21 protein-coding genes are annotated in these 22,823 nt (G+C 74.5%); 11 read left to right on the top strand and 10 right to left on the bottom strand.

Features of this window, described 5'->3' with window-relative positions:
- The 4 genes from ACTYVM_RS31265 to hypA form a co-directional block, all read left to right on the top strand.
- Window positions 1-1,794, top strand: a 1,794-nt coding sequence (locus ACTYVM_RS31265) for a nickel-dependent hydrogenase large subunit (RefSeq protein ID WP_445529198.1), incomplete at its 5' end; no start/stop codon positions are given.
- Window positions 1,787-2,383, top strand: a complete 597-nt coding sequence (locus tag ACTYVM_RS31260) for a NifU-related iron-sulfur-binding protein (RefSeq protein WP_445529197.1) — start codon at window positions 1,787-1,789, stop codon at window positions 2,381-2,383. The genes ACTYVM_RS31265 and ACTYVM_RS31260, both read left to right, overlap by 8 nt.
- Window positions 2,380-2,976 carry a DUF5947 family protein gene (locus ACTYVM_RS31255; RefSeq protein ID WP_445529196.1) on the top strand — a complete coding sequence of 199 codons (597 nt, stop codon included), beginning with the start codon at window positions 2,380-2,382 and terminating at the stop codon, window positions 2,974-2,976. Before ACTYVM_RS31260 ends, ACTYVM_RS31255 begins: the two co-directional genes overlap by 4 nt.
- A gap of 5 nt (window positions 2,977-2,981) precedes the next feature.
- On the top strand, window positions 2,982-3,341 hold the full coding sequence (hypA, locus tag ACTYVM_RS31250; protein ID WP_445529195.1) for a hydrogenase maturation nickel metallochaperone HypA: 360 nt from the start codon (window positions 2,982-2,984) through the stop codon (window positions 3,339-3,341).
- A 68-nt stretch (window positions 3,342-3,409) separates the two neighbouring features.
- Here the strand turns inward: hypA and hypE are convergent, their stop codons facing one another.
- From hypE to ACTYVM_RS31215, 7 genes are all read right to left on the bottom strand, one after another.
- On the bottom strand, window positions 3,410-4,492 hold the full coding sequence (gene hypE / locus ACTYVM_RS31245) for a hydrogenase expression/formation protein HypE (protein ID WP_445529194.1): 1,083 nt from the start codon (window positions 4,490-4,492) through the stop codon (window positions 3,410-3,412).
- Window positions 4,485-5,645: a hydrogenase formation protein HypD gene (gene hypD, locus ACTYVM_RS31240; RefSeq protein WP_400028645.1), complete on the bottom strand. Its 1,161-nt coding sequence runs from the start codon at window positions 5,643-5,645 to the stop codon at window positions 4,485-4,487. The genes hypE and hypD overlap by 8 nt, the downstream gene beginning before the upstream one ends.
- The gene (locus ACTYVM_RS31235; protein WP_445529193.1) at window positions 5,645-5,977 is read right to left on the bottom strand and encodes a HypC/HybG/HupF family hydrogenase formation chaperone; all 333 of its coding nucleotides are present in this window, start codon (window positions 5,975-5,977) and stop codon (window positions 5,645-5,647) included. Before ACTYVM_RS31235 ends, hypD begins: the two co-directional genes overlap by 1 nt.
- Before the next feature lie 73 nt (window positions 5,978-6,050).
- A complete protein-coding gene (hypF, locus tag ACTYVM_RS31230) occupies window positions 6,051-8,423 on the bottom strand; it encodes a carbamoyltransferase HypF (RefSeq protein WP_445529192.1) in 2,373 nt (790 codons plus the stop codon).
- Complete coding sequence (gene hypB, locus ACTYVM_RS31225) at window positions 8,420-9,193, bottom strand: hydrogenase nickel incorporation protein HypB (protein ID WP_445529191.1); 774 nt, start codon at window positions 9,191-9,193, stop codon at window positions 8,420-8,422. Before hypB ends, hypF begins: the two co-directional genes overlap by 4 nt.
- A gap of 93 nt (window positions 9,194-9,286) precedes the next feature.
- On the bottom strand, window positions 9,287-9,889 hold the full coding sequence (locus tag ACTYVM_RS31220; RefSeq protein ID WP_445529190.1) for a hydrogenase maturation protease: 603 nt from the start codon (window positions 9,887-9,889) through the stop codon (window positions 9,287-9,289).
- On the bottom strand, window positions 9,886-11,604 hold the full coding sequence (locus tag ACTYVM_RS31215) for an enoyl-CoA hydratase-related protein (RefSeq protein WP_445529189.1): 1,719 nt from the start codon (window positions 11,602-11,604) through the stop codon (window positions 9,886-9,888). Before ACTYVM_RS31215 ends, ACTYVM_RS31220 begins: the two co-directional genes overlap by 4 nt.
- A gap of 236 nt (window positions 11,605-11,840) precedes the next feature.
- Here ACTYVM_RS31215 and ACTYVM_RS31210 point away from each other — a divergent pair, with 236 nt between their 5' ends.
- Entirely contained in the window at window positions 11,841-12,206 is a 366-nt protein-coding gene (locus tag ACTYVM_RS31210; protein WP_445529188.1) for a transglycosylase family protein, read from the top strand.
- Between the two features lie 56 nt (window positions 12,207-12,262).
- Here the strand turns inward: ACTYVM_RS31210 and ACTYVM_RS31205 are convergent, their stop codons facing one another.
- Window positions 12,263-13,144: a YegS/Rv2252/BmrU family lipid kinase gene (locus ACTYVM_RS31205; protein ID WP_445529187.1), complete on the bottom strand. Its 882-nt coding sequence runs from the start codon at window positions 13,142-13,144 to the stop codon at window positions 12,263-12,265.
- A gap of 92 nt (window positions 13,145-13,236) precedes the next feature.
- A complete protein-coding gene (locus tag ACTYVM_RS31200; protein ID WP_445529186.1) occupies window positions 13,237-14,832 on the bottom strand; it encodes an FAD-binding oxidoreductase in 1,596 nt (531 codons plus the stop codon).
- Between the two features lie 51 nt (window positions 14,833-14,883).
- Here ACTYVM_RS31200 and ACTYVM_RS31195 point away from each other — a divergent pair, with 51 nt between their 5' ends.
- The 5 genes from ACTYVM_RS31195 to ACTYVM_RS31175 all read left to right on the top strand — a co-directional run bounded on the left by ACTYVM_RS31195 (window position 14,884) and on the right by ACTYVM_RS31175 (window position 19,325).
- Window positions 14,884-15,510 carry a TetR/AcrR family transcriptional regulator gene (locus tag ACTYVM_RS31195; protein WP_445529185.1) on the top strand — a complete coding sequence of 209 codons (627 nt, stop codon included), beginning with the start codon at window positions 14,884-14,886 and terminating at the stop codon, window positions 15,508-15,510.
- Window positions 15,507-17,105: a glycerol-3-phosphate dehydrogenase/oxidase gene (locus ACTYVM_RS31190; protein ID WP_445529184.1), complete on the top strand. Its 1,599-nt coding sequence runs from the start codon at window positions 15,507-15,509 to the stop codon at window positions 17,103-17,105. Before ACTYVM_RS31195 ends, ACTYVM_RS31190 begins: the two co-directional genes overlap by 4 nt.
- A gap of 166 nt (window positions 17,106-17,271) precedes the next feature.
- Complete coding sequence (locus tag ACTYVM_RS31185; protein WP_445529183.1) at window positions 17,272-17,946, top strand: lipoprotein; 675 nt, start codon at window positions 17,272-17,274, stop codon at window positions 17,944-17,946.
- Window positions 17,947-17,979: 33 nt separating this feature from the next.
- The gene (locus ACTYVM_RS31180) at window positions 17,980-18,444 is read left to right on the top strand and encodes a low molecular weight protein-tyrosine-phosphatase (RefSeq protein WP_445529182.1); all 465 of its coding nucleotides are present in this window, start codon (window positions 17,980-17,982) and stop codon (window positions 18,442-18,444) included.
- Window positions 18,441-19,325 (top strand): fructosamine kinase family protein, encoded by an 885-nt coding sequence (locus ACTYVM_RS31175; RefSeq protein ID WP_445529181.1) that lies wholly within the window; start codon window positions 18,441-18,443, stop codon window positions 19,323-19,325. Before ACTYVM_RS31180 ends, ACTYVM_RS31175 begins: the two co-directional genes overlap by 4 nt.
- A gap of 22 nt (window positions 19,326-19,347) precedes the next feature.
- Here the strand turns inward: ACTYVM_RS31175 and ACTYVM_RS31170 are convergent, their stop codons facing one another.
- On the bottom strand, window positions 19,348-19,812 hold the full coding sequence (locus ACTYVM_RS31170; protein WP_445529180.1) for an SRPBCC family protein: 465 nt from the start codon (window positions 19,810-19,812) through the stop codon (window positions 19,348-19,350).
- A gap of 225 nt (window positions 19,813-20,037) precedes the next feature.
- On the opposite strand from ACTYVM_RS31170, the gene ACTYVM_RS31165 reads away from it, so the two are divergent.
- Window positions 20,038-22,797, top strand: coding sequence for a SpoIIE family protein phosphatase (locus ACTYVM_RS31165; protein WP_445529179.1), 2,760 nt, complete (start codon window positions 20,038-20,040; stop codon window positions 22,795-22,797).
- The last annotated feature ends 26 nt before the right edge of the window (window positions 22,798-22,823 follow it).

Below are 22,823 nucleotides of genomic sequence, written 5' to 3'. Positions count from 1 at the left end.
ATGACGACCACCGAGGCGCGGCGGGCGGGGCGTAAGCCCGCTCAGATCGTGGACATGTCCTGGGATCCGATCACACGGATCATCGGGAATCTGGGCATCTACACGAAGATCGACTTCGCGAACCGGGAGGTCGTCGAGTGTCACTCGACGTCTTCCCTGTTCCGCGGCTACTCGGTGTTCATGAAGGGCAAGGACCCCCGCGACGCCGGCTTCATCACCTCACGCATCTGCGGCATCTGCGGCGACAACCACACCACCTGCTCCAACTACGCCCAGCAGATGGCCTACGGCGTCAAACCCCCACCACTGGCCGAACACATCACCAACCTCGGCGAAGCCGCCGAGTACATGTTCGACCACACGATCTTCCAGGACAACCTCGTCTTCGTCGACTTCTGCGAAGCCATGGTCAAAGCCACCAACCCCGGCGTCCTGGCCCGCGCCGAACGCACCGAGGCCCCGCGTGGGCATCTCCACGGCTACCGCACCATCGCCGACATCATGCGCGCCTTCAACCCCTTCGAAGGCGAGATCTACAAACAGGCCCTGAAAATGTCCCGGATCACCCGGGAGATGTTCTGCCTCATGGAGGGACGCCACGTCCACCCCTCCACCCTCTATCCCGGCGGCACCGGCACCATGCCCCAACCCGCCGTCTTCACCGACTACCTCGCCCGCCTCATGCGCGTCATCGACTTCGTCAAACAAGCCGTCGCCCTCAACGACGACGTCTTCGACTTCTTCTACCAAGCCCTGCCCGGCTACGAAGAAGTCGGCCGCCGCCGCATCCTCCTGGCCTGCTGGGGCGCCTGGCAAAACCCCGACATCGTCGACTACCGCTACGAGACGATGAACCACTGGGGCAAGGCCATGTACGTCACCCCCGGCATCATCGTCGACGGCAAACTCGTCACCAACAACCTCATCGACATCAACCTCGGCCTCCGCATCCTCCTCGGCTCCTCCTACTACGACGACTGGACCACCGAGGAACCCTTCGTCACCCACGACCCCCTCGGCAACCCCGTCGACATCCGCCACCCCTGGAACCAGACCACCCTCCCCCACCCCCAAAAACGCGCCTTCGACCACAACTACAGCTGGGTCATGAGCCCCCGCTGGCACCACCGGGAAACCGGCCAGCACCTCGCCCTCGACACCGGCGGCGGCCCCCTCGCCCGCCTCTGGTCCACCGCCCTGAACGGACTCGTCGACACCCCCTACATCAAAGCCACCGGCCACAGCGTCCGCATCACCCTCCCCCACGGCGAAAAACTCCCCGAAACCACCCTCGAATGGACCATCCCCCAATGGTCCAACACCATCGAACGCGACCGCGCCCGCCCCTACTTCATCGCCTACGCCGCCGCCATGGCCCTCCAATTCCTCGAACAAGCCCAACAACTCGTCCGCGCCGGCGAAACCAAAGTCTTCGAGAACTTCGAAGTCCCCGACGAAGCCATCGGCTGCGGCTTCCACGAAGCCGTCCGCGGCGTCCTCTCCCACCACCTCGTCATCAAAAACCAGAAAATCGCCAACTACCACCCCTACCCACCCACCCCCTGGAACGCCAGCCCCCGCGACCACTACGGCACCCCCGGCCCCTACGAAGACGCCGTCCAAGGCCAACCCATCTTCGAAGAAAACGACTCCGACACCTTCAAAGGCGTCGACATCATGCGCACCGTCCGCAGCTTCGACCCCTGCCTCCCCTGCGGCGTCCACATGTACCTCGGCAACGGCAAAACCCTCACCACCACCCACACCCCCACCTACGGAACCGACCATGCCTGACACGGAAGAGGGCGTCCGGCCCGCCCGGCTCGCGGACCCGGACGTCGAGGCGCGGCTCGCCCGGCTCGAGGAGCTGCTGGCGGGGCTCGAGTCCGCTCCGGGACCGACCGTGCGGTCCGCCCTGGAGGCGGTGCGGCTGCTCACCGAGGTCTACGGCGAGGCGCTGGGCCGCGTACTCGACCGCGCGGGCGGTGAACTGACGGCACGTCTGGCCGAGGACGAGTTGGTGGGCCACCTGCTGGTCCTGCACGAGATCCACCCGGAGCCGGCCGAACGCCGGGCCGAGCGCGCCGTCGAGCGGCTGCGCCCGGCCGTACGGGAGCGCGGCGGCGACGTCGAGTGGATGGGCCTGGAGGAACAGGTGGCCCGGGTGCGGATCACCACGGGCGGCGGCGGGTGCGGTTCCGGGTGCGGCGGCGCCACGGACGACGTGACCGGTGCCGTCCGTGCGGCCGTGCTCGCCGCCGCTCCCGAACTGGCGGCGGTGGAGGCGGTGGCCGGCGCGTCCGAGCGGCAGGCGGCTGCGGCGTTCGTCCCCCTGGACTCGCTCGTGCGCCGGGGCGCGCCGCGGCCGCAGGAGCCGCGATGACCGGGGACGGGGCGCTGGCCCGCCTCATCCGCTCCTCGGCCGGCGGGGGCGCCGCCGCAGCGGGCGAGGTGTGCGACCTGTGCGCCGCGCCGGTGCCCGAGGACCACCGCCACCTCTACGACACCGCCGAGGCCGAGGTGCGGTGCGCCTGCGGCCCCTGCTCGGTGCTCTTCGCCGGGGACGGGGCGGGCGGCGGGCACCACCGGCTCGTCCCCCGGCGCCGGGTGCGGCTTCCGCGCCTCGACACGGCGGCGCTGGGGGTGCCGGTCGGCCTGGTCTTCTTCGTACCGCGCGCCGACGGCACGGTCACCGCCGAGGGCCCGAGCCCGGCGGGCGCCATGCGCTGGGAGGTGGACGCGGCGACCTGGCGGCGGTTCGCCACCCGGTACCCGGAACTCGCCTCCCTGGAGCCCGAGGTGGAGGCGTTGCTGGTCAACACCGTCCAGGGCCTGGACCATCACTGGATCGTGCCCGTGGACGACTGCTTCCGGATGGTGGCCGTGGTCCGCAGCGAGTGGCGGGGCCTGTCCGGCGGGGCCCGGGTGTGGCCCGCCGTCGAGGAGTTCTTCGCGGAGCTGACCGAACGGAGCTGACCGACGTGCACGAGTTGTCGATCGCGACCGCCATCGTGGAACAGGCCGACGAGGTCGCCCGGGCCGAGGGGACGGGGACCGTCTCGGTGGTGACGGTGCGGGTGGGCGAACTGGCCGGGGTCGTACCCGACGCGCTGAGCTTCGCCTTCGAGGTCGCCCGCGAGGGCACCGCCCTGTCCGGGGCCCGGCTCGTCGTCGAGCAGGTGACCGCGCACGCCTACTGCGTGCCGTGCGACGCGGAGTTCCCGGTCGGCATGCCGCCGTTCTTCTGGTGCCCGCACTGCGACCGTCCGTCGCGGGACCTGCGCAGCGGGCGGGAGTTGGAGATCACCGCCATCGAGCCCGCGCCGTCGCCCGCGCCCTGACGGGCCGCCCGACCGCCGTACGGTCCCCGTCGGTGCGCGCGCCGACGGGGACCGTACGTTCCCACGGGTCAGCAGATGCGCGGCAGTTGCTCCCCCAGCGGCAGGTCGACGACCCGGGTGCCGCCGAGGCCGGTGGCGACGACCACCATGCCCGGGTGCTCCTCGACGCACTCGCCGACCAGCACGGCCTGGCCGCCCCGCGGATGGGCACGCATCGCCGCCAGGACGGCTTCGGCCTCGGTGCGGGGTACGAAGGCGACGAGCCGGCCCTCGTTGGCGACGTACAGCGGGTCGAGGCCGAGGAATCCGCAGGCGTTCGCGACCGCCTCGGGGACGGGGATGGCGCGTTCGCGCAGCCGGACGCCCGTGCCGGAGGCGCGGGCGATCTCGTTGAGGGAGGCGGCGAGACCGCCCCGGGTGGGGTCGCGCAGCACGTGGATGTCCGGGGTGACGGCGAGCATGGCGGCCACCAGGTCTCCCAGCGGCGCGGTGTCGCTGGCGACCTCGACACCGAACTCCAGGCCCTCCCGGACGCTCATGATCGCCACGCCGTGCAGGCCGATCGGGCCGCTGACGATGACGGCGTCGCCCGGCCGGGCCCGCTGCGGGCGGATGTCCACTCCTTCGGGGACGACGCCGACCCCGGCGGTGGTGACGTACACGCCGTCGCCGTGTCCGGCCTCCACCACCTTGGTGTCACCGGTGACCACGGTGACGCCCGCGGCCTCCGCGGCGGCGCCCATGGCGCGCGCGATCCGGTCGACGACAGCCAGTTCCACGCCCTCCTCCAGCACGAAGGCAGCGGAGAGGTAGTCGGGGCGGGCGCCGCTCATCGCCAGGTCGTTGACGGTTCCGTTGACCGCCAGGTCGCCGAGGCTGCCGCCGGGGAAGAACAGCGGCCTGACGACGTAGGAGTCGGTGGAGAACGCCAGCCGGGTGCCGCCGAGGTGGAGGACGGCGGAGTCGCCCATCGCGGCGAGGACGGGGTTGCCGTAGGCCGGGGCGAAGACGCCCTCGATCAGTTCGGCGGACAGGGCGCCGCCTCCGCCGTGGCCCATCACCACGACCGGCTGGTCGTGCAGGGGGGCGGGGCAGGTCCAGTTCGCCGGGTCGACGGGGGCGTCGCCCGCCGTGTAAGCCAGTTCAGCCAACGGGGTTCATCTCCTCCTGCGGGACACGGGAGCCCTGCGGCGCCGGGGCGCCCGGTGAGGCCTGTCCGGTCATCCGGCGGTACAGGTAGTAGGCGGCGCAGGCGCCCTCGTTGGAGACCATGGTGGCGCCGAGCGGGGTACGCGGGGTGCAGGCGGTGCCGAACGCGGCGCACTCGGTGGGCTTGATCAGCCCCTGCAGGACCTCGCCCGCGCGGCACACGGCGGGCTCCTCGGTGCGGATGCCCCCGACGTCGAAGCGGTGCTCGGCGTCGTAGGCGCGGTAGGCCTCGGACAGCCGCCAGCCGCTGGCGGGGATGCGTCCGATGCCGCGCCAGGACCGGTCGGTGACCTCGAAGACCTCCTCGAGCATGCTCAGGGCGGCCGGGTTGCCCGCCTCGCGCACGGCACGCCGGTAGGCGTTGTCCACCCGGTGCTCGCCGCGCTCGAGTTGGTGCACGGCCCGGCGGATGCCTTCGAGGATGTCCAGCGGTTCGAAGCCGGTGACGACGATGGGGACGCGGTGCCGCTCGGCCAGGTCCGGGTACTCGGCGGTGCCCATGACGCTGCACACGTGCCCGGCGGCGAGGAAGCCCTGCACCCGGCAGGCCGGGGCCGTCATGATCGCCTCGATGGCCGGCGGCACCCTGACGTGCGAGACCAGCAGGCTGAAGTTGTCCAGGCCGAGGCGGCGGGCCTGGTGCACGGCCATGGCGTTGGCGGGGGCGGTCGTCTCGAAGCCGATGGCGAAGAAGACCACCTGCCGGTCCGGGTGCTGCCGGGCGAGCCGGAGGGCGTCGAGCGGCGAGTACACCACCCGTACGTCCCCGCCCTCGCCCTTGACCCGGAACAGGTCCCGGTCGGTGCCCGGCACTCGCAGCATGTCGCCGAACGAGCAGAAGACCACGTCGGGGCGGGCGGCGATCTCCAATGCCTTGTCGATGACCTCGAGGGGGGTCACACACACCGGGCAGCCGGGCCCGTGGATCAACTCGACTTCCTCGGGGAGCAGTTGGTCGATTCCGTGCCGGATGATCGAGTGGGTCTGGCCGCCGCAGACCTCCATCAGCGCCCACGGCCGGGTGACCGTCGCGCGGATCTCGTCCAGCAGCCGCCGGGCCAGTTCGGGGTCGTTGAACTCGTCGATGTACTTCATCAGGCCTCACTCCCGCTCTTCTCGCGTCCCTGGGCCCCCGGAGTGTGCGGGGCCGGGTCACCGGCCTGTTCGGCCGCCTGGAGCCAGGCGTCGCCGAACTCCTCGTCGAGCAACCCCAGTTGCTGGAACAGCTCCAGGGACGCCCGGGCCGACTCCTCGTCCAGGCGCTGAAGGGCGAAGCCGACGTGGACGATCACGTACTCCCCCACCCTCACATCGGGCAGGTACTCCAGACATGCCTGTTTCCGCACCCCGCCGAAGTCGATCAGACCGGTGAGCGGGTCGGCGCGGTGGTCGATGGCCACGACTCTGCCGGGCACTGCCAAACACATGGGTCACTCCGTCTCGTCGCTGTCTCTCGTCCGCCGGCCACGCCGCACTCGCGCGGGTCCCGGCCCGGTCGGCTCATCCGGCGGCCCCCGGGCGCCGCCGGCGGTGTGGCTCGTGTGCCGCGATCACGAGCTGTCCGAGGGCCAGTCCGCCGTCGTTCGGCGGGACTTCGCCGTGGCGCAGGACGGTGAAGCCGTCCTCGGCGAGCAGCGCGGCGCACGCGTCCTCCAGCAGCCCGTTGGCGAAGACACCGCCGCTGAGGACGGCGGTGGTCAGGCCGGTGGCAGCGCGGGCACGGCGGCAGACCTCCGCGACGGCTCGCGCGAGGCCCCGGTGGAAGCGGACCGCGAGGACCGGCGGCGGCGTGCCGCGCCGCTGGTCGTCGAGGAGCGCCCGCAGCATGGGCGCCGGATCGCAGCCGAGGGGGCCGGGGCCATCGGTGAAGCCGAAGGGGTACGCCCCGCCGTCGGCGTCCCGGGCCTGAGCCGCGGCCGCCTCCAGTTCCAGCGCGGCCTGTGCCTCGTATCCCGCTCGGTGGCACACGCCGGCGAGGGAGGACACTGCGTCGAACAGCCGGCCCGTGCTGGAGGTCGGCACGCAGGCCAGGTCGCGTTCCAACTGCCGCTGGAGCAGCGCCCGTTCCTCTGGGGTGCAGGCGGCGACGCTGGGCAGGCGGGGGTCCCAGGGCAGTCCCGCGGCCCACAGCCGGGCCAGGGCGAGCCGGCAGGGGTTGGCCACACCGGCGTCGCCGCCGGGCAGCGGGGCGGGGGTCAGCCGGGCGAAGCGGCGGTGGCCGGTGTAGTCGGCGAGCAGGAACTCGCCGCCCCAGACGGTGCCGTCGTCGCCGTATCCGGTGCCGTCGAAGGCGACGCCGATGACGGGCGTGGTGCCGTCGAGGCCGTGCTCGGCCATCGCCGAGGCGAGGTGGGCGTGGTGGTGCTGGACCAGTACGGGCTCCGGCTGCCGGAGTCCGGTGGCGCGGCGGCGGGCCCAGCGGGCCGAGTGGTAGCCGGGGTGGCGGTCGGCGGCGACCAGGGCCGGGGTCACTCCGGTCAGGCGCAGCAGGTGCCGCTCCGCCCGCCGGGCGGCCTCCTGGGCGCCGAGGTCCCCCAGGTCGCCGATGTGCGGCCCGAACCAGGCCTGCTCGCCGTCGCCCACGCACGGGACGTTCTTCAGGTCTCCGCCCACCGCGAGCGCGGGGCGCACCGCGAGCGGCAGGCGCAGCGGGCGGGGCGCGTAGCCGCGGGAGCGGCGCAGCACCTGTTCGGTGCCGTCGGGGCGTACCCGCAGCAGGGAGTCGTCGCAGGGGCAGGCGATGGGCCGGTCGTGGGCGAGCCAGGCGTCGGCCAGCCCGGCGAGCCGGGTCAGCGCCTCCGCGTCGTCGGTGACGATCGGCTCCCCGGAGCGGTTGCCGCTGGTCATCACCAGCACGCGCGGACCGGGGGGATCGCCGGGCAGTCCGAACAGCAGGGTGTGCACGGGGGTGTAGGGCAGCAGCACGCCGACGTGGGGGCTGCCCGGGCACACGGCGTCGGACAGGCGGAGCCCGTCCGGCCGTGCGCGCCGGCGCAGCAGGACGACGGGCCGCACCGGGCCGGTGAGCACGGCCCGTTCGCGGTCGGTGAGGTCGGCGATCCGCTCGGCGGTGGCGAGGTCGGCGCACATCACCGCGAACGCCTTGCCACCGCGTTCCTTGCGCGCCCGCAGGGTGGCGACGGCGCGGGTGTCGGTGGCGTCGCAGGCCAGGTGGTAGCCGCCGACGCCCTTGACGGCGACGATCCGTCCGGCGGCGAGCAGGGCCCGGGCCGCCGCCAGGGCTTCCGCGTCCCGGGCCGGGCGGAGCCCGTCGCCCGCGGCGGGGACCAGGCGCAGCCGGGGGCCGCAGTCCGGGCAGGCCACTGGCTGGGCGTGGAAGCGCCGGTCGGCGGGGTCGGTGTACTCCCGGGCGCAGGCGGGGCACATCGGGAAGCCGGCCAGGGTCGTGGCCGCGCGGTCGTAGGGCAGGGCGGTGGCGATGGTGAAGCGGGGGCCGCAGTGGGTGCAGGTGATGAACGGGTGCCGGTGGCGGCGGTCGTCCGGGTCGGCCAGTTCGCGCAGGCAGTCGGCGCAGGTCGCGGTGTCGGGCGGGAGGTGGGTGCGTCCCGGGGAGTGCGCGCTGGGCCGGATGGCGAACGGGTCGGTGGCGCCGGTGGCGGGGAGGTCCTCCAGGCCGATGCCCGTCACGGCGGCCAGCGGGGGCGGTCGCCGGGCCAGCCGCTCGCAGAAGCGGGTGACGTCGTCCGCCGGGCCCTCGATCTCGATCAGCACGCCGGCGGCGGTGTTGCTGACGAAGCCGGCCAGCGCCAGGTCGGCGGCCAGGCGGTGCGCGTACGGCCGGAAGCCCACGCCCTGCACGGTGCCGCGCACGGTGAGCCTGCGGCGTACCGGGCCGGTGACGGGTGCGGTCATGAGGCGGGGGCGGTCGCCGGATGCGGGTGGGTGTGGTGGTCGTGGGCCTGCTCGCCGTCGGCGGCGTGCTCGTGGACGTGGGGGTGCGGGCTGAGCGGGGGCCGGTGCTGCGGGGCGCCGTCGCGGGCGGCCAACGCACGGTCCAGGACGGTGTCGACGCCGTCGCCGGTGCGCGCGCAGGTCCGTACGATCTCCACCCCGGGGTTGACCTGTCGCACATGGGTGCGGAAGGCGGCCTCGTCGAACCCGGCGGCCTCGGCCAGGTCGGTCTTGGTGACCACGACCAGGTGGGCGGAGCCGAACGCGGTGGGGTACTTCAGCGGCTTGTCCTCGCCCTCGGTCACCGCCATCAGCACGATCCGCAGGGTCTCGCCGAGGTCGTACGACGCGGGGCAGACCAGGTTGCCCACGTTCTCCACGAACAGCACCGCCGTGTCCTCGGGCAGCCAGCCCTCCAGCCGGGAGCGGACCTGCCGGGCCTCCAGGTGGCAGAGTCCGTCGGTGAGCACCTGCTGCACCGGGGCGCCGGAGCGGGCCAGCCGGCGGGCGTCGTTCTCGGTCGCCAGGTCCGCGGTCAGCGCGGCCACCGGGACGCCTCGCTCGACGGCGCGGGCGAGCACCCGGCCGAGGAGTTCGGTCTTGCCGCTGCCGGGGCTGGACAGCAGGTTGACAGCGGCGACGCCCTGCCGGGCCAGATCGCCGCGCAGGGTGGCGGCCAGATCGTCGTTCCTGGCGAGGACGGCCTGCTTGACGTCGACGGACCGGCACATGGCGCTGCTCCTCGGGGTGAGCTCGAATGGCGGGGAGAGGACGGGAAGGAAAAGGGGACGGGGACGGGACGGGGCGAACGGTTGCGGGTCCCCTCACCGATCTTCGGCCGCGTCGGTGGCGAGGTGCGGGAGCGCAGCCGTGTGCGCCGGGGCGGATTCCTCCGTGCGGACCAACGGCGGGGTGGCCGCGGGATCGGCGAGCAGCACCGGGATCATGGTGTGCAGGGCCCGGACGGCCGGGGCGACGGCCGCCCGCACCGGGTCGCTGAGCCCGGCCATGATGTCCTCGTCGCCGCGTGGCCGCACCTGGGGCTCGCAGGCGAGCACGAGGACGCGCGGGAGCGGCCCGTCGCCCAGGTGCGCGGCCAGGGCGAGCACCTTGGCCGGGTCCATGCCGTGGGCCTCCGGCGGGGCCGCGGCGCCGGTCTCGGCGTCGGGGAGGTCCGCCTCGATCAGGGACAGGGTGCCGGGCCGGTGGCCGCGCGGCGCCGCGTCGACCAGGACGGCGGTGTCGTATCCGTCCAGCAGTTCGTAGGCGAGGTCCAGGCCGCGGATGCCGTAGTCCCGCACCCGGACCCCGGCCGGCAGCGGGCGAGCGGCCAGGGCCTGGATCACCTCGGGGCCGAAGGCGTCGTCGGCCAGGAAGATGTTGCCGACGCCGGCGACCAGGAGCCGGGTGGCGGGCGACGGCGTCATCGGGTGCCTCCGGTGCGCGGGGCGCCATCCGAGGCCAGGGGGGCCAGGGGGCGCGTGCACGCGCCGGGCACCTTGCGTACGAACGCCGAGCGCAGCGCGTGGTAGGGGGCGGCGGGGTCGAAGAAGGCGGCGTGCATCCGGGCGAGTTCGGCGCGGCGGTGGTCCGCGAGCGGCCGTACCACCTCGTCGCGGGCCCGGACCGCCGCCTTGGCGTCGATCCGCCGGCCGAGGTCGGGGGCGTCGGCGAGCGCGGCCGCCATGCGGTCGACCTCGGCGGTGAACTCCCCGGCGGGGACGGGCACGAGACGGTCCACCAGGCCGAGGCCGTGCGCGGTCGCGGCGCTCACCGGAAGGGCCTCGGTGGTCAGCCGCGCGGCCGTGCCGGTGCCGGTCCGGCGCGGCAGGGTGTACGTCCAGAACTCCGAGCCGTACAGGCCCATCCTGCGGTAGTGCGGGTTGAGCACGGCGCCGGTGCGGCACCACACCTCGTCGGCGGCGAGGGCGAGCATGACGCCGCCCGCGGCGGCGTTGCCGCCGAGCGCGGCGACGACCATCCGGTCGGTGGTGTGCAGCACCGCCTCGACCAGGTCGTTCATGGCGCCCAGGTTGGCCCACGACTCGGCGGGCGGGTCGTCGGACGCCTCGATGACGTTCAGATGGATGCCGTTGGAGAAGAAGTCGCGGGCGCCGCCGAGGACGAGTACCGGGGTGGGACGGTCGAGGGCGTGGCGGTAGGCGGCGAGCAGCCTGCGGCAGTGGTCGGTGCTCATCGCGCCGCCGGGGAAGGAGAAGGTGACGAAGCCGACGTCGCCGCGCTGCCGGTAGCGGATGTCGGTCCAGGTGCGCCGGCCGGCCGGCAGTTCGAGGGGTACGGCCGCCTCCGGGAGACCGGTCGGGCCGAGGACCGAGGCGGCCGGGCGTTTGAAGGGGGCCGGGTCGCCGGAGTTCTTGCGCGGCCTGAGTTCCGGGATCCACACGGCGCCGTCCCGGGTGGCCCGGCACACCGCTCCCGCCCGCGTGGCGAGCAGTTCTCCGGGGCGGCCGCGCAGTTGGTCCTCCGGGTGGCCGCCGTGCAGGTACAGCTCACGGCCGAGGAGTTCGTCGAGGACTCCGGGCTGGGAGTCGGCGCCCTGGAGCTTGCGCAGCACGGTCGCAGTGCTGTCCTTCTCCCAGTGGACGCGGCGCCGCTCCTGGCGCAGGAAGCCGCGCCGGACGACGCGGGTGGAGGGGTCGCTCTGCGGCAGCGGTTTGAAGGAGCCCTCGGCGTAGCGCCGTACGGCCAGCAGCACGGCGGCCACGGCGGCGTCGGAGACCTCGTTGCGGTACAGGTCGCTCTTGCCGACCGGTGCGGTCGCGAACGGCATGGCCGCCCAGATGTCGCCGGCGTCCATCGCCGCCTCGGCCTGGAGGACCGTCACGCCCCAGTCGGGCGCCTGGTCGGCGATCGCCCAGTCCAGCGAGGAGGGGCCCCGGTCCCCCGGTGGGCCGGGATGGACGATGAGACAGGTGACCTCCCGCCACACGTCCTCGGGCAGCGCGGTCTTGAGCATCGGCGCGATGACGAGTTCCGGGTTCGTCTCGGCGATGGCGGTGCGGACCGCGTCGGGGCCGTGTGCGGCGAGCACGACGTCGACGTGGTGGCCGTGGTCCGCGAGTTCGGCGTAGACGCGCTGGGACAGGCTGTTGAACGCGCTGGCGACGAGCAGAATGTCCATGACGCGGCATGGTGTCCGGTTCTCGGGGCTCCGGGAAGGACCACGGCGGGGCGTTCGTCCGTCTGCGTCACGTGTCCTCCGCCGTCCGCGTCAGGTCCCCTCCATCCGGATCGCGGTGGATCCTCGAAGGCGCGGTCACGGACGCGCCGGCCGGCAGCGGCTCGACGGGCCTCGACGGGCCGGCACCCGGCGCGTTGGTTTATTACTTTCTGCTTATCTGATGTAACAGTCTGCATATGATCTGTCAGCAGAGCATCGACAGGACCCCCGGCCGCTCCTCTCGCCGTCGCGCGCTGCGCGGGACGCTGCTCGCCGCGGCGACCACCGCGGCACTGGCCGGCGGGCCCCAGGCGACGGCGGCCCCGACCTCCGGTCTCAGTACCAACTGGGAGGCCATCGCCGCCTGCGAGTCCAGCGGCAACTGGAGGGCGAACACCGGCAACGGGTACTACGGCGGGCTCCAGTTCCGTCAGTCCAGCTGGGTCGCCGCGGGAGGCCTGAAGTACGCGCGCCGAGCGGACCTGGCCTCGCGCAGACAGCAGATCACCGTGGCCAGGCGGCTCGCCTCCGTCCAGGGGATGTCGGCCTGGGGATGCGCCTGACAAGACCGCGGTCGTCCACGTTCCGCTCCACCAAAGCCCGTTGTGTCGGCGGGCGGTCAGCACAGCACGGCGAGCGCGCCCGGCAGCACACGGGCCGTGACGGGCAGGACCGCCTCGACCTCGCCGTCGGCGCCGTAGGGCACCTCGCGGTCGGCGGCGACACGGATCCGTGTGCCCCGCAGGATCCGCACCTCGGGGCGCTCGACGTGCGCGCCCGACTTCAGCTCGTTCATCAGCGCGAAGAAGAGCCGGCGCGGCGCCTCGCGGATCATCACCACGTCGAGCAGGCCGTCGTCGACGCGGGCGCCGGGCGCGATCATGCGACCGGAGCCGTAGTAGGCGGAGTTGGCGGCCACCACGGTGTATCCGCGGTGGGTGTGCTCCGCGCCGTCGACGGTGACGTGGTAGGTCGCCGCCCGCCAGGTGGCCACGGCGCGCAGCCCGCCCGCGTAGTAGGAGGCGGCGCCGCGCAGCAGCCGGGAGTTGTTCGCGTGCCGGTTGGCGAGCGCGTCGACTCCCGCGTACACGCTGCCGAGGACGACGGTGCGCGGGTGCGCGGCCGACTCCACCTCGATGGTGTCGACGCGGCGCGGGGCGGCGTGCAGCAGGATCCGGGCCAACTCGGACGGCTCGGCGGGTAGATGGAGAGCGCGGGCGAAGTCGTTGCCGCGGCCCGCCGGGACCAGGCCCAGCAGGGTGCCGGTGCCGCTGAGGGCTCCGCCGACGCCACCCGCGATGCCGTCGCCGCCCACGGCGAGCACGACGCGGTCGCGCTGCCCGGCCCCGCGGGCGAGGTCCTGGGCGTGGGCGAGACTGCGGCTGTACTCGGTCTCCACTTCCGCGCCGGCCTCGCGCAGCAGCCTGGCCACCCGCAGCAGCGCCGCGGCCCCGGCGGATCCGCCCGCGGTGGGATTGACGATGGCGGTGAACTGTCGCATCGGTGGACCTCCGGGACGGGAAGTGATCGCTCGCGGGTGGTGCCGGGCCGAGGCCGGCCGACGGGCCGGGGCCGACCGACCGGCGGCGGGGGTCAGTCGGCGGGCAGGAGGACGCCCGGGTTCAGCAGGCCGTCGGGGTCCAGGCGGCGCTTGACGGCCCGCAGGGCGTCGACGCCGAGCGGTCCGGCCTCCCGGACGTACCCGTCGCGGTGCTCGGTGCCCACGCCGTGGTGGTGGCTGATGGTGCCGCCCGCGGCGAGGATCGCCTCGTTCGCGGCCCGCTTGGCGGGCGCCCAGTGCGCCACCGGGTCGTCGCCCTGGGCGCTGACCACGGTGAAGTACAGCGAGGCGCCGTTCTCGTAGACGTGCGAGATGTGACACATCACCAGGGGCGGGGTGCCCGACTCGGTGAGCGTGGCGGTCAGCGCCTCGCGGACGGCGGCGTACAGGCCGGGGAGGCGGGACCAGAAGGCGGCGGTCTCCAGTGTCTCGGCGAACGCGCCCGCGTCCAGGAGGGAGTCGCGCAGGTACGGCGCCGAGTAACGGCCGTGGGCCCAGCGCTCCCCCGGTTCCTCGCCCAGGCAGGTGCCGCCGCACTCGCGCAGCACGGCCGCGGCCCGCCGCCTGCGGTGGCCGGTGTCCTCCTCGGTGCCCTCGTAGCCGACGACCGCCTGGCAGCCGGCGCCCTGCTGGAGGTCCAGGGAGCCGATGGCGTCGGGCTGGGCGAGGCCGATCAGGGTCTCGGTCTCGTCGGACAGCCGCAGCACGGTCGGGCGCGGCCCGTCCTGGGCGAGCCGGCGCAGGGCGGCGGAGCCCTCCTCGAAGGAGGCGAAGCGCCAGCCCTCGTGCACGCGGGTCCGCGGGAGGGGGCGCAGGCGTACGGTCACCGAGGTGATGACACCGAACGCGCCCTCGGAGCCGAGGACGAGCTGGCGCAGGTCGGGTCCGGCCGCCGAGCGCGGGGCGCGGCCCGCCTCGACGGTGCCCTCGGGGGTGGCGAGGGTGAGGCCGAGCACCATCTCGTCGAAGCGTCCGTAGCCCGCCGAGGCCTGCCCGCTGGAGCGGGCGGCGGCGAAACCGCCGACGGTCGCCCACTCGTAGGACTGGGGGAAGTGGCCGAGGGTGAAGCCGTGTCCGGCCAGCAGGGCCTCCGCGTCCGGGCCGCGCAGGCCCGCTTGCAGGGTGGCGGTACGGGAGACCGGGTCCAGGGCGAGCAGCCGGTTCATGCGGCGCAGGTCCAGGGCGACGAAGGGGCGCCGGCGCTCGGGCGCGAGACCGCCGACGACGGAGGTGCCGCCGCCGAACGGGACCACGGCCAGGCCGTGGGCGGCACAGGTACGCAGCACGGCGAGTACGTCGTCGTGGTCCGCGGGCAGCACCACGGCCGCCGGGACGTCCGCGACGTCGCCGCTTCTGATGCGCAGCAGGTCGGGGGTGGACTTGCCGCGGGTGTGGCGGATCCGGGACTCGGCGTCGGTACGGACGTGCGCCTCGTCGCCCACGGCCTCGCCCAGGGCGCGGAGCGCGTGCGCGGTCAGCGGTGAGGCGGGGACGCGGATCTCCTCCAGGGCGACCGGTCCCGCCGTGCGGGGCTCGACGCCGAGCAGGTCGCGCAGGAGTCCGGTCACCGGCTCGGGCAGCGAAGTGGCCCTGGCCGGGTCGCCCCAGCCGCTCCACAGCATGTCCATGGGGTGTTCCTCACCGGTCGCTCGCGTCGAAGGGGCGTTACACTGTGACACATGGCGCCTATTCGTCACAACGGTTCGGACGGGCCGGACCGGTCCGACGGCTCGGCCGGTGATCCCGTGCTCGACGCCGTGCGCGACTGCGTCCTGGCCGTCGGCGTCCGGCGTACGACCCTGACGGACGTCGCCCGCCGCGCGGGCGTGTCCCGGATGACGCTCTACCGCCGCCGGCCCGATGTGCGGTCCCTGGTCGGCGACCTGATGACGCGGGAGTGGATCGCCGTGGCCGTCGCGGCGATACCGGAGCGCGGACCCGGGACGAACGCGCGCACGCGGATCGTCGAGGGGCTCGTGGCGGGGGTGAGGGCGTTCCGCGCCCACCCGCTCTTCCGCAAGATCGTCGACGTGGACCCCGAGCTCCTGCTCCCCTATGTACTGGACCGCCGGGGAGCCAGCCAGGAGGCCCTGCTCTCCCTGCTCGCCGAGAACCTGTGCGAGGGCCACGCCGACGGATCGGTGCGCGTCGGACCCACCGAACGGCAGGCGCGGTCCCTGCTGCTGGTCGTGCAGTCCTTCACGCTGTCGCTGCGCACCATGACCGAGGAGGACGACCCCGAGCTGGACGGCGAGGCCTTCCTCGCGGAACTGCGGACCATCCTGGAGAGGACCCTGACGCCATGAGCTTCGGCGACGACCCGGCCGTTCCCGCGCACACGGCTCCGGGCACCTCCCTCACCGCCGCCCGCCGCGCCCGCGAACTGGCCCGGACCGTCGGCGGTCCGGCCGTGGACGTCCTGGTCGTCGGTCTCGGCGCGACCGGCGCCGGGGCCGCGCTGGACGCCGCGGCGCGCGGACTGAGCGTCGCCGCCGTCGACGCCCACGACCTCGCTTTCGGCACCTCCCGCTGGAGTTCCAAACTCGTCCACGGCGGACTGCGCTATCTCGCCTCCGCCCAGTTCGACGTCGCCCACGAGAGCGCGGTCGAACGCGGTGTGCTGATGGAACGCACCGCCCCCCATCTGGTCGCGGCCCAGCCGTTCGTCCTGCCTCTCACCCCGCTGGTCTCGCGCGGCCAGGCGGCCCTGGCCTGGGCCGGCCTCCGCGCGGGCGACGGACTGCGGCTGGCGGCGCGCACCGCCCGCGCCACCCTGCCCTTGCCGCGCCGGCTGTCCGCGGTGGAGACCCGCCACCTCGCGCCGGCCCTGCGCGGCACCGGACTGCGCGGCGGTCTGCTGTCCTGGGACGGGCGGCTGACCGACGACGTTCGCCTGGTGACCGCGCTCGCCCGTACGGCGGCGGGGCACGGTGCCCGGGTCCTGACCCGGGTCCGGGCCCTGGCACTCACCGGCTCCGGCGCCCGGGTGCGGGACGAACTGACCGGCGAGGAGGGCGAGATCCGGGCCCGCGCCGTGATCAACGCCTCCGGAGTGTGGGCGGCCGGCCTGGTGGACGGCATCCGGATCCGCCCCTCCCGCGGCACCCACCTCGTGCTGCGCTCCGGCCTGCTCGGGCCGCTGCCGGCCGGGCTGCACATCCCGGTGCCCGGGGAGGCCAACCGTTTCGTCCTGGTCCTGCCGCAGGACGACGGCCGCGTCTACGTCGGGCTCACCGACGAACCCGTCGAGGGCGGCGTCCCCGACGTGCCGGAGGTCCCCGAGTCCGACGTCGGCTTCCTGCTCGACGTGCTGGCCTCCGCCCTCGACGTGCCGGTACGCCGCGACGACGTGGCCGGCGCCTTCGCGGGCCTGCGTCCACTGCTGGACACCACAGCGGCGGCCGGGTCCGCCCCGGCGCCCCGGACCTCCGACGTCTCCCGCAGGCACGCGGTGCTCACCTCCACGGACGGCGTGGTCACCGTGGTGGGCGGCAAGCTCACCACCTACCGGCGCATGGCCGAGGACGCCGTCGACACCGCCGTCGCCGCGCACCGGCTCGGTGCGGGGCCGTCCCCCACGGCCTCCCTCCCCCTGGTCGGCGCCGCGTCACCGCGCACCCTCGCCGCGCTCCGGGCCCCGCTGCGTCTGGTCCGGAGCTACGGCACGGAGGCACCGGCGGTCCACGCCCTGGGCGCCCGGGACCCACGTCTGCGCACGCCCGTGCTGGAGGGCTATCCCGTCACCCGCGCCGAACTCCTGTGGGCCGTACGCCAGGAGGGCGCACTCGACGAGTCCGACCTCCTGGACCGCCGCACCCGGATCGGCCTCGTACCGTCCGACCGCACGACAGCGCTGGAGGCCGCGCGCGAGGCCCTGGGCAGGACACTGGGCTCACGGTGAACGGGTCACGGTCGGCGTCCCGTATCGAAGTGCCACGCGCCCCTCGGCGAGCACCGCGCCGCGCACGGCCCGCACCCCGTCCGCAGCCCGTAGCGGGGCGGGGCCGCCCAAGGCCTCCAGGACGTGACCCGCTACGGTGGCGAGCCGGCGAGGAGGGGAGAAAGCGGTGCGGGTTCGGGTGGGCACGGCGTGGTGGGGTCCGGCCGTCGTGGCGGTGCTGCTGGGCGGGACGCTGACGGCGTGTTCGGGAGCGTCGCGGGAGGGGGCGTCCACCGTGCGAGCGGCGGCCGCGACGGACGCGACGGATGCGACAGGCACAGCCGTCCGCGGCGGGGGCACGATCGGCGCCCCGGGGTCGGCGTGCGAGCTGCCCGTCACCTTCGACATCGCCGAGGGCTGGAAGGCCGAGGCGGTGGATCCGGCGGCGGCCGGCGACTCCCCCGCCGGCAAGGAGGTCACGGACGCCCTGCTGCGCCAGGGGCCGGTGACCGCCGTGTGCGAGGTCGACGCCAGGCCCGCGGGGCACATCGGCTTCCTCCGCGTGTTCACCGGCTCCCCGGACGCGGGGGACGCGAGCACGGCGCTGCGGGCCTTCGTGGCCGCCGAGGACGGAGTGAGCGGGGAGACGTACCACTCGTTCGCGGCGGGCGGGCTCCAGGGCGTCGAAGTCGCCTACCTGCGCACGAGCGAACTCCTGGACGAGACGAAGAAGGAACGCGCCCTGGCCGTCGGCACCGCCCGGGGTCCGGTGGTACTGCACCTCGGCGGCATGGACACCGAGGAACACGAACAGATGCTCCCCGCCTACGAACTCGCCAGGAAGACCCTGCGCAGCACCTGAGCGGCTTCGGGAGGGGGCCCGTACTGTGGGGCCGTGCACATCTGTTTCGTCTGCAGCGGGAACATCTGCCGGTCGCCGTCCGCGGCGCTGGTGTTCGCCGAGCGGTTGCGCCGGGAGGGGCTCACGGACACGGTCCGGGTCAGCAGCGCCGGCATCGGCCCGTGGCACGTCGGGGAGGCCATCGACGAGCGGGCCGGTGAGGTGCTGACCCGGCACGGCTACCCGGTCCGGCACGTCGCCGCCCAGGTCGGCGCCGAACACCTGGACGCCGACCTGCTCCTGGCCATGGACCGCGGTCACGAGAAGTCCCTGCGCCGGCTCGTCGACGAACCGTCCCGGGTGCGGCTGCTGCGCTCCTTCGACCCGGAGGCGACCGGCGACCTGGACGTGCCGGACCCGTACTACGGAGGGCCGGAGGGGTTCGAGGAGGTGCTGGCCATGATCGAGGCCGCGACCCCGGGCCTGCTCGACTGGGTGCGCGAGCGCCTGCCCGCGTGACCGGCCGTCCGCCGGGCGGAGCCGGCTCCGGCCAGGATCCCGTCGCCGCGGCCGCCCGGCTGACCGGGCGTGCGGCGAGTGGCCGGGGCTCGTCGGCGGCGAACCCCACCGAGGTGACCCTCGACGGCGGCGACGTGGTCGTGGTCAAGCGCGGTGAGGATCCGGAAGCGGTGCGCGCCGAGGCCGCGGGGCTGCGCTGGCTCGCCGAGGCGGGCGCGGTGCGGGTCCCCGCCGTGCACGGCCACGACCGCCGCTGGCTGATCACCGACCGGGTGCCACCCGGCAGGCCCGGTCCGGGGGCGGCGATGCGGTTCGGCCGTGACCTGGCCGCCCTGCACGCCGCCGGGGCACCCGCGTTCGGTACCGCTCCGCCCGGCGGACCGCGGGAGGCGTACATCGGGCTCGCGCCGATGCGCAACGTTCCCGGCACCGACTGGCCCGGCTGGTACGCCGAGCACCGGGTGCTCCCCTATCTGCGCCGCGCGGTCGACGACGGCGTCCTGCGTCCCGCCGAGGCGGCCGTGATCGAACGCGTACGGGAACGGCTGCCCGAGCTGGCCGGTCCCGCCGAACCGCCCGCGCGGCTCCACGGCGACCTGTGGAACGGCAACGTGCTGTGGGGCCCGGACGACGAGGTCTGGCTGATCGACCCCGCCGCGCACGGCGGGCACCGGGAGACCGACCTGGCGATGCTCCAGCTGTTCGGCTGCCCGCACCTGGACCGTGTACTGGACGGATACCAGCAGGTCGCGCCGCTCGCCGACGGCTGGGCCGGCCGTGTCGGGCTGCACCAGCTCTTCCCGCTGCTGGTGCACACGGTGCTCTTCGGACGCGGTTACGCCGCACAGGCGGTCGCCGCGGCCCACACCGCCGACCGGTGACCCCAGGAGCCGACCGGTGACCCTAGTGGGGGCCGTCCTCCACCAGCCGGGCGAGGTGGTCCAGGGCCATGCGTGTCCCCAGCTCGTTGTCCGCGCGCGGCACCTCGTCGGGGATGCCCTCGTGCACGATCACGACCTCCGTCCCGCCGTCCACCTCGGCCAGTGACGTGGTCATCGTCATCGTGGCCCGCAGGGCGTCCTCGTCGGTCTCGAACGCGAGCACCTCGACCACGAGGCGATCGGGCACGAGCCGGGCGAAGTGCCCCCGGTAGGTGTCCGTGCGGGCACCCGACTTGCCCTGGGCCCCCGGCTCGTCGTAGGAGAGGGACACCCGGAACGCGCCGCCCTCGCGGGCGTCGAACGCGTGGACGTGGGCGGTCATACCGTCGGGGACGCGCCATCTCGCCACCGCGTCCGGGTCGGTGAGGGCCCGGTAGACGGCGGCGGGAGACGCCTGCACCCGCCGTGAGATCCGCGTGGCGTACATGGCGGCAACATACCGCCTCGGCCGGCGTCGGCACCGCCCCTCGACCGGCCTTCGCCAGGGCGACCGGGCTGCGCCGGGGCCGCTTCCGCGGCGACCGCCGCGCCGCGGAGCGGCAGCGCCGGGCGTTCGAGTGGAGGCGTCCGCGGGGTCGTCCCGTGCCCGCACGTGTGACCGGGCAGGTGTCTGCCTCTCGCCTCGCGGGGCGCGGCGGTGTAGACATGGCTCATGGTCCGGCTCCCGGGTCGTACCGGCCCCCGGTCGACCCACCGTCCCGGCGGACGGCGTCTCCAGCTCGCGTCCGGCCATGCCCGGCGGGCGCGCGGGCGGGCCGGGCATGGCCGGACGGGCCCCAGCAGACCGCGCGGGCTGCGCTCGGCGCTCGGCGGGCGCAGCGTCGCCGGGCAGGTGTTCCTGCTCCAGGTCGCCATCGTGGTGCTGCTGGTCGCGGCGGCCGTGGTGGCGCTGGTGCTCCAGGTGCGGCACGACGGCGACCAGGAGGCCCGCAACCGCTCCCTGGCGGTCGCCGAGACGTTCGCCAACGCGCCGGGCGTCCGGGAGGCGCTCGCCGCCCCGGACCCGACGGCGGTGCTGCAACCGCGCGCCGAGGCGGCCCGCAAGGAGTCGCACGTCGACTTCCTCGTCGTGATGAACACCGAGGGGATCCGCTACACCCACCCCGAGCCGGACCGCATCGGCAAGAGGTTCGTCGGCTCCCTCCGGCCCGCGCTGGCCGGCGGCACGGTCGTCGAACAGGTCGACGGCACCCTCGGGCCGCTGGTGCAGGCCGTCGTGCCGGTCCAGGCACCCGACGGCACGGTGGTGGGCCTGGTGTCGGCCGGCATCACCACCAGGAACGCCGGCGGCCTGGCGGACCGGCAGCTGCCGGTCGTCCTGGGCGCCGCGGCCGTCGCCCTGGCCCTGGCCACGGCGGGGACGGCGCTGGTCACCCGGCGGCTGCTGCGCCAGACCCACGGGCTCGGCCCCCGGGAGATGACCCGGATGTACGAGCACCACGACGCGGTGCTGCACTCCGTCCGGGAAGGCGTGATCATCGTCGGCGACGACGGAAGGCTGCTGCTGGCCAACGACGAGGCGCACCGCCTGCTCGGCCTGCCCGAGGACGCCGAGCGCCGGCACGTGCTCGACCTCGGACTCGCCCCCGAGACCGCCGACCTGCTGGCCTCCGGGCGGATCGCCACCGACGAGGTGCACCTGGTCGGCGACCGGCTGCTGGCGGTCAACCAGCGGCCCACGGACATGGCGGGAGGCCCGGCGGGCAGTGTGGCCACGCTGCGCGACTCCACGGAGCTGCGCGCCCTGTCCGGCCGGGCGGAGAAGGCACGGGAGCGCCTCAGCCTGCTCTACGACGCCGGAGTGGGCGTCGGCACGACCCTGGACGTGGCCCGGACCGCCGAGGAACTCGTCCGGCTCGCCGTCCCCCGGTTCGCGGACTTCGCCACCGTGGACCTGTACGACGCCGTGCTGGCCGGCGAGGACCCGGACCCGGGAGCCGCACTGCGCCGTACGGCCCTCGCCGGGATCCGCGAGAACGCGCCGCTCTACCCGCTGGGCGAGGAGATCCGTTTCGTCCCCTCCACCCCGCAGGCCCTCAGTCTCAAGTCCCGCCAGCCGGTCCTGGAGCCCCGGCTGGAAGCGGCCCCGGGCTGGCAGGCCCAGGATGCCGAGCGCACCGAGCGGGTGCTGGCGTTCGGCATCCACTCCCTGATCACCGTGCCCGTGCGGGCGGGCAACCTGCTGCTGGGCCTGGTCGGCTTCTGGCGGTCGGAGAAGGACGAGCCCTTCGACGCCGAGGAGCTGGCCCTCGCCGAGGAACTCGTGGCCCGGGCCGCCGTCTCCATCGACAACGCCCGCCGCTACACCCGCGAGCACTCACTGGCGGTCACCCTCCAGCGCAGCCTGCTGCCGCGCAGCCTGCCCGAGCAGAACGCGCTGGACATCGCCCACCGCTATCTGCCCGCGCAGGCGGGCGTGGGCGGGGACTGGTTCGACGTGCTGCCGCTGTCCGGGGCGCGGGTCGCGCTGGTCGTCGGGGACGTGGTCGGTCACGGGCTGCACGCCGCGGCCACGATGGGACGGCTGCGGACCGCGGTCAGCAACTTCTCCGCCCTGGACCTGCCGCCCGACGAGCTGCTGGGGCTGCTGGACGAGCTGGTCGGGCGCATCGACCAGGACGAGACCGCGGACAGTGCCGGCGTGCCCGTCACCGGCGCGACCTGCCTGTACGCGGTCTACGATCCGGTCTCACGCCGCTGTGCGGTCGCCCGCGCCGGCCATCCGCCGCCCGCCGTGGTCGGACCCGACGGAAGCGTGACGTTCCCCGACGTGCCCGCCGGTCCCCCGCTCGGTCTCGGCGGGCTGCCGTTCGAGACGGCGGAGCTGGAGCTGGCGGAGGGCAGCCGGCTGGTCCTGTACACCGACGGACTCGTGATGGACCGGGAGCGGGACATCGACACGGGTCTGGAGGACCTGCGCGCCGCTCTCGCCTGCGCCGGCGAGTCGCCCGAGGACACGTGCCGGGCCGTCCTGGACGTCCGGCCCGCCCGGCCGGTGGACGACATCGCGGTGCTCGTGGCCCGCACCCGGGCCCTGGGGCCCGGGCAGGTCGCCGAGTGGGACGTGCCCGGGGAGGCGGCGGCCGTCGGGGACGTGCGCGCGGCGGTGAGCCGGCGGCTGGCGGAGTGGGGGCTTCAGGAGCTGACGTTCACCACCGAGCTGATCCTCAGCGAGCTGGTCACCAACGCGATCCGTTACGGCGCCGAGCCCATCCGCGTCCGGGTGCTGCGTGACCGCGCCCTGATCTGCGAGGTCTTCGACAGCAGCAGCACCTCCCCGCACCTGCGTCACGCGGCCAGCACGGACGAAGGGGGCCGCGGGCTGTTCCTCGTCGCGCAGCTCGCCGAGCGGTGGGGCACCCGCTACACGCCCACCGGCAAGGCCATATGGGCCGAGCAACCGCTGCCCTGAGCCGCCTCCCCTCCGCCCACACACAC

It is taken from the genome of Streptomyces cyslabdanicus, assembly GCF_052663305.1.
Note: the sequence above shows the minus strand (reverse complement) of the source record. Positions and strands in the feature narration are given on the sequence as shown.

What these genes read in the sequence shown, in the direction of transcription:
- hypF (WP_445529192.1), bottom strand. Translation starts at nt 8,423, where the DNA reads ATGACCGCACCCGTCACCGGCCCGGTACGCCGCAGGCTCACCGTGCGC.
- hypB (WP_445529191.1), bottom strand. Translation starts at nt 9,193, where the DNA reads ATGTGCCGGTCCGTCGACGTCAAGCAGGCCGTCCTCGCCAGGAACGAC.
- ACTYVM_RS31190 (WP_445529184.1), top strand. Translation starts at nt 15,507, where the DNA reads ATGAGCTTCGGCGACGACCCGGCCGTTCCCGCGCACACGGCTCCGGGC.
- ACTYVM_RS31220 (WP_445529190.1), bottom strand. Translation starts at nt 9,889, where the DNA reads ATGACGCCGTCGCCCGCCACCCGGCTCCTGGTCGCCGGCGTCGGCAAC.
- ACTYVM_RS31205 (WP_445529187.1), bottom strand. Translation starts at nt 13,144, where the DNA reads ATGCGACAGTTCACCGCCATCGTCAATCCCACCGCGGGCGGATCCGCC.
- ACTYVM_RS31215 (WP_445529189.1), bottom strand. Translation starts at nt 11,604, where the DNA reads ATGGACATTCTGCTCGTCGCCAGCGCGTTCAACAGCCTGTCCCAGCGC.
- ACTYVM_RS31260 (WP_445529197.1), top strand. Translation starts at nt 1,787, where the DNA reads ATGCCTGACACGGAAGAGGGCGTCCGGCCCGCCCGGCTCGCGGACCCG.
- ACTYVM_RS31235 (WP_445529193.1), bottom strand. Translation starts at nt 5,977, where the DNA reads ATGTGTTTGGCAGTGCCCGGCAGAGTCGTGGCCATCGACCACCGCGCC.
- hypD (WP_400028645.1), bottom strand. Translation starts at nt 5,645, where the DNA reads ATGAAGTACATCGACGAGTTCAACGACCCCGAACTGGCCCGGCGGCTG.
- ACTYVM_RS31195 (WP_445529185.1), top strand. Translation starts at nt 14,884, where the DNA reads ATGGCGCCTATTCGTCACAACGGTTCGGACGGGCCGGACCGGTCCGAC.
- ACTYVM_RS31255 (WP_445529196.1), top strand. Translation starts at nt 2,380, where the DNA reads ATGACCGGGGACGGGGCGCTGGCCCGCCTCATCCGCTCCTCGGCCGGC.
- ACTYVM_RS31210 (WP_445529188.1), top strand. Translation starts at nt 11,841, where the DNA reads ATGATCTGTCAGCAGAGCATCGACAGGACCCCCGGCCGCTCCTCTCGC.
- ACTYVM_RS31200 (WP_445529186.1), bottom strand. Translation starts at nt 14,832, where the DNA reads ATGGACATGCTGTGGAGCGGCTGGGGCGACCCGGCCAGGGCCACTTCG.
- ACTYVM_RS31170 (WP_445529180.1), bottom strand. Translation starts at nt 19,812, where the DNA reads ATGTACGCCACGCGGATCTCACGGCGGGTGCAGGCGTCTCCCGCCGCC.
- ACTYVM_RS31165 (WP_445529179.1), top strand. Translation starts at nt 20,038, where the DNA reads ATGGTCCGGCTCCCGGGTCGTACCGGCCCCCGGTCGACCCACCGTCCC.